The following is a 7,252-nucleotide window of genomic DNA, read 5'->3' as shown; positions in this document are numbered from 1 at the left end:
CTCGCCAGAACCAGATAGCAAACCAGCCTCCTGACAGGATGGATGAGCTGGTTCTGCAGCCGGGCGTGAAGGATTTTGACCCAAAGATGGATCAAACCCAGCTGTTCGACGCGGCGAAGGAGTTCGGAAAGGATTACCACGACGGTTACCGTATTCCGGATAACCTGGCGCAGCTGGTGCTGGATACCGTGCTGCAGCCGGTGATTTTCGTTCTCAATACCGATGATGAAGCGCAGGAATACCGGCGCATGAAGCGTGACGGAGAGGCCCGGGTGGCCGTCCTCTTTCCCGATGCCGGGGAGGCCAGCAACGCGGAGCAGCCTGCCGGGCTGGTGAGGGCGCTGTTTGATGATCAGGTGCATGATTCACGCGCCTGGTTTATGTATGCCGCGCTTGGCACGCGCGAGATGTGGACCGGCTACTTCCGCTACCGGATGATTTACTTCAGCGAGCGCTGCAGTAAACCGCTCTCGCCGCTGGTGCTCGCCGGAGACCTGGTGGGTTTTGCGACCGTGACCGCGGGTGTCGTGCTCAGTTTCCGGCAAAAGCGCCTGACCGGCAAGCTGGCCGGGCTGGCCGCGACAGGCGCCGTGCGCTCGCTGGAGGTGGCGGTGCTGGACAAGATAACCGGGGAAGCGCTGCCGGAGCTGCCCGGAGGGGCGCAGCTGCGGGCATTTACCCACGAGCCGGGAACCGTTGTCGCACAGCAAAAGGCGCGGAAAGCGGAAGAGCAGCTGGCGCGGGGGCAAGCCGCGCTGCCGGCCAGCTGGCTGGAGGACGTTCTGACGACAACGGTCTGAACGCGGATAAGGAGGATCCGATGAATAAAGTCATTCGCAAAGGCGATACCCTGCGGGAGTATGGGGGCAGGGTGCTGATGGGGCATTATCAGTGTTTTGGTCTGGGATTCGCCTGCAAGGGCGACCCGGTCAAGTGTAACAAACACGGTATGACGACCATTGCTGAAGGCAGCGCACGAACCACGATTGATGGCCAGCCGGTTGCGCTGCACGGTCATCGCTGCGCCTGCGGCTGCACGCTGGTCAGCTCTAACCCAGACTGCGGGGTTGATCAGTGAGGCCGGTACCGGAGTATCCCCCGTACGGAGACGCGCGACCGCCTGGTACGGCCAGGTGGCTATCGGCTTCGGCCCTGCTGGTCCTGCTTAGCGGCGGGGTCAGCGCTTTACTTCCCTCGGCAGAAGGAAAAAGCGCCCTGGCCGCCACCGGGATCCTGTTGGCTCTGGTGCTGGCGGGTACCGGCTGGTTGATCCGGCTGCTGTACTACCGCATGAGCGTGCATAACGCCAGGTTCTATGACCAACTGGTAGCATACGAACAACAGCAATGGTGGGCGGAGCATCGGCAGCCGATCGGGTTACAGGAAGGTCTGTTGCTGGGGCCCATGGGCAAAACGACCACTGACTGGCTGCGGGTGCTAAGCCGTCACCAGCGTCCGCCAGAGGAAGAGAACGAGGGCGGCGGCAGGGCGCTGCGAGCGCCATACCTTTCAGTTTCTGAGGCTATCGCCCGCGAAAAACGGCTGGCGGAACTACTGGTGATGGAATGGCAACGACAGCGCAGTGAAAGAACGCTTACGCCGCCGCTGCGTTGCTACTGGCAGGGAACGGAGCTCGCCTGGCAGGCGTTTCGTGCACAGATGACCCTCACTGTTGCGCAGATGACACTACCCTCACGCCCGTATGCCTGGCGTGGGGAGGCCAGCCTCGCGGAGATAGCACACACTCTGGCGGAAGCTGACCCCGATGACACTGTGCTTATCGCCGGATGTCAGGTGGTTGTCGCCCGGACGGGGGCGGTGCAACCCGCCGGAGAGTCTGCGGTACTGTGGCTCGCCGGACGGGACGGTCCGGTGCACCTGACCAGGGGGGAAACCTATTGCGCAGAAAAAGGGGAGGCCCTGACTGCTGTAGCCGCTCGTGTGCTGGAGCAGAACGAACTGAGCGGCCCCCCGGAAGCCTGTGCGCTGTTTTTTCAGCCGGGACTGGAAGCGCTGGCGCATAGCGGTTGGGATATTAACCTATATCGCCAGGATGCCTGTTGGGGAGACATCGGCGAGATGGAAGGCTTGACCGTTCTGTCGCTGGCGGCGATCTACGCCGCGCACTACCAACAACCGTGTGGCTGGCTAGCCCGCGATCCCTTGAATACCCTCGCAATTGGAATTGTAAAACCTGATGGACAACGTCAATAAACCTGCCGCTATCTCTGTGGCGGCTACGGTTATCGTCTGTATTGCTGCGGTCACGCTTCTGGTGCTCCTGGGCGGGCTGGCATGGTGGCTGTGGGCGATGGATCGTGCCACGCAGTGGGAAACGCTGCGCCCGCTTATCGCCACGGGCTTTATTATCTGGGGGATGGCACTCAGCCTGCTGGTACTGGGGTTTATGGCCTTTCGACTGCTGATAAAAGATAAGGTTAAGCCTTCAGCAGCGCCTGTGCGGCAACCCACCAGGCCCGCCGGGCGCGAAGCCCTTTATGCCCCGCTGAAAAAGCACCTTCACGCACGTTACCGCCTGCGCTGGCGCCGCAAAGTCCGCCTGCTGCTGGTTACCGGGGACGATGCAGCAATCGAACAACTGGCGCCTGGTCTGCGTCAGCAGCAGTGGCTTGAAGGTAACCGCACTGTGCTGATTTACGGCGGTAACCTGATCACAGAGCCCGACCAAGAAAAATACGCCGCGCTGCGCAAGCTGCGCCGCGGCCGTCCTCTGGACGGGATTGTGCGGGTGATGCCGTCGTCTCTCACCCTGACGCCGCAGATAAGCGAGAGCGACCTGCACGGGCTGGAAAAAATCAGCGAACTGCTGGGCTATGCCGCCCCGGTCTGGCTGTGGAAACTGTGCGACAGTGAGTGGTCGCAGGCTGACCGCGCGGTACAGGCGGTAGGCGTTAGCTTCCCGTTGCGCGCCACTGAGGACGATGTCGCCCGTCAGCTTGCGCAGATGTTGCCCACGCTGCGGGAGCAGGGGATGCGCCAGATCGCAGCAGATACCCGCCACGACTTTCTGCTGCGTCTGGGGCAGCGGCTTATCGACGGGGGGATCGCGCAATGGCGCTGGCAGCTGGCGCCGTGGCTGACCGCCTCGCGGCAGCGGCTTGCGCTGCGTGGCCTGATGTTTAGCCTGCCAGAGCCTCGTACCGTAGATCCGTATCAGGAAGCTGATGCCCTGCCTGCGAACCAGCCTCATCTCCTGACGCTGCCCGCGACCTGGCAGGGGATCGTCGATGACTGCCGCCGTTTACGCGGGCATCACGTGGGAATGGCATGGGAGCGGGGCCTGGCGTGCGGTCTGCTGGCCATCCTCGGCCTGTGGGCAGCGGGACTGCTGCTCTCCTTTGCCCTTAATTACAGCCAGATTGCTACAGTCGCGGGAAAAGCCCGCGACCTGGTGGCCCACCCCTCTGTTTCTGACTATCAACTGACGGCCCTCCATGCCCTGCGCAATGAGGCCGGCCGTCTCGTGCACGATGGGCAGAAGGGCGCTCCCTGGTATCGGTGCTTTGGTCTGGACCATCATCAGCAGCTATTAAACGCCGTCCTGCCCTGGTACGGTGTGGCAAATCATCGCCTGATACGTGACCCGGCCAATGCCGCGTTGCAGCAGGCGCTCAGCACGCTGGTCAACTCCGCCCCCAATAGCGACCAACGAGCCCAGCTGGCGAAACCGGGCTATGACCAGCTGAAAGCCTGGCTGATGATGGCTCGTCCGGATAAAGCCGATGGCGCATTTTTCGCGCAGACCATGAAAGCGGTCCAGCCGACGCGAATGGGGATCTCGACCGGTCTGTGGCAAAGTCTGGCGCCGGATTTGTGGGCCTTTTATCTCTCCCTGCTGCCCGAGCGGCCAGAGTGGAAGATCATCCCGGATGCGCAACGGGTGAGTCAGAGCCGTCAGGTTCTGTTGCAGCAGCTAGGTCGCCGCAATGCCGAAAGCACCTTATATGAGAACATGCTCAAATCCGTGCGTCGTAATTTTGCCGATGTGTCGCTGGAAGACATGACCAGTGGCACCGACGCGCGCCGCCTGTTTACCACCGATGAAGTGGTCCCGGGGATGTTTACCCGCCAGGCATGGGAAGGCGGCATTCAGCAGGCCATTGATAAGGCAGCCAGCTCGCGCCGGGAGGAAATCGACTGGGTGCTGAGCGATTCGCGCAAAACGATGTCGACAGATCTGTCGCCGGAGGCGCTGAAAGCGCGTCTGACCCGACGCTACTTCACCGATTTCGCCGGCAGCTGGCTGAATTTTCTCAACAGTCTGCGACTCAACCCGACGACCAATATCGCCGATGTTACCGACCAGCTCACGCTGATAAGCGATGTCCGTCAGTCACCGCTGATTGCCCTGATGAATACCCTTGCCTGGCAGGGGCAGGCGGGGCAACAAAGGGAGGGGCTGTCGGACAGCCTTATTAAATCGGCCAAAGACCTGGTGGGCGGGAAAGACAAGCCGGTCATCGACCAGTCGGCAACCGGCCCGCAGGGGCCTCTGGATGACACGTTCGGCCCACTGCTCCAGCTGATGGGGAAAAACACGGGCAGCAACGTCATGTCGGCCGATAGCACCCTGAGCCTGCAAACCTATCTGACCCGTATCACCCGCGTGCGCCTGCGCCTGCAGCAGGTTGCGAATGCCTCCGATCCGCAGGAGATGATGCAGACCCTGGCGCAGACCGTCTTCCAGGGGAAAAGCGTCGACCTGACCGACACGCAACAGTACGGTAGCCTGATTTCGGCGAGTCTTGGCGAAGAGTGGAGTGGCTTCGGTAATACTCTGTTTGTGCAGCCGCTAACTCAGGCCTGGGAAACCGTGCTTCTGCCGTCGGCGGCCAGTCTGAATGACAAATGGCGCCGATCGGTGGTCGCCAACTGGCACACCGCCTTTGACGGACGCTTTCCGTTTGCCGCCAGCAAAAGCGACGCCTCCCTGCCGATGCTGGCTGAGTTTGTGCGCAAAGACAGCGGGCGGATCGAACGTTTTCTCACGACGGAGCTGAACGGTGTCCTGCATAAAGAAGGCAGTCAGTGGGTGCCGGATAAGGTCAACAGCCACGGCCTGGTCTTTAATCCGGCCTTTCTGCGCGCCATCAACCAGCTAAGCCAGCTGTCCGACATTCTTTTTACCGACGGCAGCCAGGGGATCAGCTTTGAGTTACAGGCCAGGCCTGCCCCGGAGGTTGTGGAGACACAGCTGACGATAGACGGCCAAAAGCTGCGCTATTTCAATCAGATTGCCGACTGGCAGACTTTCCGCTGGCCGGGGGAGACGTATAAACCCGGCACTCTGCTGACCTGGACCACCGTCAATGCGGGCACGCGTCTGTTTGGTGACTACAGCGGTACCTGGGGCTTTATTCGCTGGCTGGAGCAGGGTAAACGCCAGCAACTCGAACGCAGCCAGTGGATGATGAGCTTCACCGCTCCGGATGGCCGCACCCTGCAGTGGGTATTGCGCTCCCAGCTTGGGAGCGGCCCGCTGGCGCTTCTGGCGCTGCGCGGATTGACCCTGCCGGATCAGATTTTTAGTGTCGATGCGGCTGAGAGCGCACAGGCCCTGACGACGGGGGTAGGGAATAGTGACATGGATGAGATGGAATTATGAGTATTTTACAAAATTTGGTTGCCGCCAGTCAGTTGGATGAAAGCGTACTGCGCCAGCAGGCCCGGTCACGCCAGGCGCAGTGGCAGTCCTGGCTTGCGCCAATCAGTGACACCCAGCCCACCGGGAGCGATCCGGGCTATGACGATGATTTTCAGCGTATCCGCGAGGAGGTCAATAAGATCTCCGGTGTCGATACCGAGCTGATTTGCCAGCTGGCAGAAAAACTGCTGACTCAGACCTGCAAGGATCTGCGCGTGATCACCTTTTACGTGTGGGCGCGTCTGCAGCGGGATGGCGAAACCGGTCTGGCGGAGGGCGTTACGCTGCTGGCGGCAATGCTTGAGCGGTTTGGGGCTATGCTCCATCCCCAGCGTGAACGTAGCTGTAAATCGGCGCTGGAATGGCTTGGCAGTCGCCGGATGTCGGACAGTCTGTCTCTTTATCCGGAAGTCGACATGACCACTATGCAGGTCATTATCGGGGCGTTATTGCTGGCGGAAGCCTCTTTTGCCGGCTTGGCTGAGGCATCCCGCCCCGATCTTTCCGGGCTATATCAGATACTGGAGAACCGCCTGGTGCAAAGCGGCGGAGCCCACAGTCTGGTGCCGCAGACCAGCCGCGAAGAACACGATCTGCTACCCCAACATGCAGACACCGCGCCGGTAATGCATACCGTCACGTCAGGTCGTGATTTGCTCGATCAGGCTAAGGTGTTGGCGAAATATCTGCGTGAGTGTCCCGGCGGATGGCTGGCAGGTCATCATCTGATGAAGAGTGTGCGTTGGGATACGTTAACGGAGTTACCGCCGCTGGATGCCACGGGCCGGACCCGGCTATTGCCTCCCAAGCCTGAGAGTAAAGCCCATCTTAAGCGGTTGTATTTACAGAAAAGCTGGTCGGAACTGCTGGAGCATACGGACACGCTGTTGGCGCAAGGCGTCAACCACTTGTGGCTGGATGTGCAGTGGTACGCCTGGCAGGCGCTGCTGAAACTGGATGCTGACAGTGTACGGGCCGATATCCTGTGCCGGGATATGAAAGGGCTACTGGCTCGTCTGCCGGGGCTGGAAACCCTGGCGTTTAACGATGGTACGCCATTCGCCGATGAAGTAACGCTCAACTGGCTTAACGAGCGTGTTCTGGATGAGATGGCCGGATGGCAAGATGAGCCGGTAATGGCGGCGACCAGCGCTGATGAGGTGCTGTCGCTGGAGCCAGAAGTGCTCACCCGCGCGGACGATGAGGGTATTGAGTCGGCGCTGAACTGGTTACAGGCGCAGCCGGGCTATACCACCAGCCGCAATCGGTGGCTGATGCGCTTATTGATGGCGCGGGTCAGCGAGCAGTACGGAAAAAATGAAATGGCGCTGCATCTGCTGGCGGAACTCGACAGCCGCGCCCGGGAAATGACGCTCGAACAATGGAAGCCGGAGCTTATCTTTGAGGTCAAAGCCCGCCGACTCCGGCTGCTCAGAGGCAAGGCCGGGCGCAGTGAGGCAGAAAAAAATCGCTTGCTGCCAGAAATGGAGTCATTGCTTGCCGGGCTTATCGCTCTGGATCCCGCTCGCGCTGCGGTGCTGTGCGCATAATTCACGCATCATTCACATTGCACTCCCTGCACCTGCG

At 60.8% G+C, this 7,252-nt stretch carries 4 protein-coding genes and 1 pseudogene; all 5 read left to right on the top strand.

What is annotated here, in order from left to right; all coding sequences use genetic code 11:
- Positions 1-800: pseudogene (locus N438_RS05225) on the top strand (DUF2235 domain-containing protein); the annotation flags it as partial.
- A 20-nt stretch (positions 801-820) separates the two neighbouring features.
- Entirely contained in the window at positions 821-1,078 is a 258-nt protein-coding gene (locus N438_RS05220) for a PAAR domain-containing protein (protein WP_002902252.1), read from the top strand.
- Entirely contained in the window at positions 1,075-2,214 is a 1,140-nt protein-coding gene (locus N438_RS05215; RefSeq protein ID WP_012968402.1) for a hypothetical protein, read from the top strand. Before N438_RS05220 ends, N438_RS05215 begins: the two co-directional genes overlap by 4 nt.
- Positions 2,198-5,626, top strand: a complete 3,429-nt coding sequence (locus tag N438_RS05210) for an ImcF-related family protein (RefSeq protein ID WP_100751223.1) — start codon at positions 2,198-2,200, stop codon at positions 5,624-5,626. The genes N438_RS05215 and N438_RS05210 overlap by 17 nt, the downstream gene beginning before the upstream one ends.
- Positions 5,623-7,215 carry a type VI secretion system protein TssA gene (tssA, locus tag N438_RS05205; RefSeq protein ID WP_109909997.1) on the top strand — a complete coding sequence of 531 codons (1,593 nt, stop codon included), beginning with the start codon at positions 5,623-5,625 and terminating at the stop codon, positions 7,213-7,215. The genes N438_RS05210 and tssA overlap by 4 nt, the downstream gene beginning before the upstream one ends.
- Positions 7,216-7,252 lie beyond the last annotated feature (37 nt).

It is taken from the genome of Klebsiella sp. GL120222-02, from assembly GCF_003097195.1.
Classification (GTDB): Bacteria; Pseudomonadota; Gammaproteobacteria; order Enterobacterales; family Enterobacteriaceae; genus Klebsiella; species Klebsiella variicola.
Note: the sequence above shows the minus strand (reverse complement) of the source record. Positions and strands in the feature narration are given on the sequence as shown.

Bases quoted from the DNA above. Each gene is read 5' to 3' on its own strand.
- N438_RS05220 (WP_002902252.1), top strand. From the start codon at position 821: ATGAATAAAGTCATTCGCAAAGGCGATACCCTGCGGGAGTATGGGGGC.
- N438_RS05210 (WP_100751223.1), top strand. From the start codon at position 2,198: ATGGACAACGTCAATAAACCTGCCGCTATCTCTGTGGCGGCTACGGTT.
- tssA (WP_109909997.1), top strand. From the start codon at position 5,623: ATGAGTATTTTACAAAATTTGGTTGCCGCCAGTCAGTTGGATGAAAGC.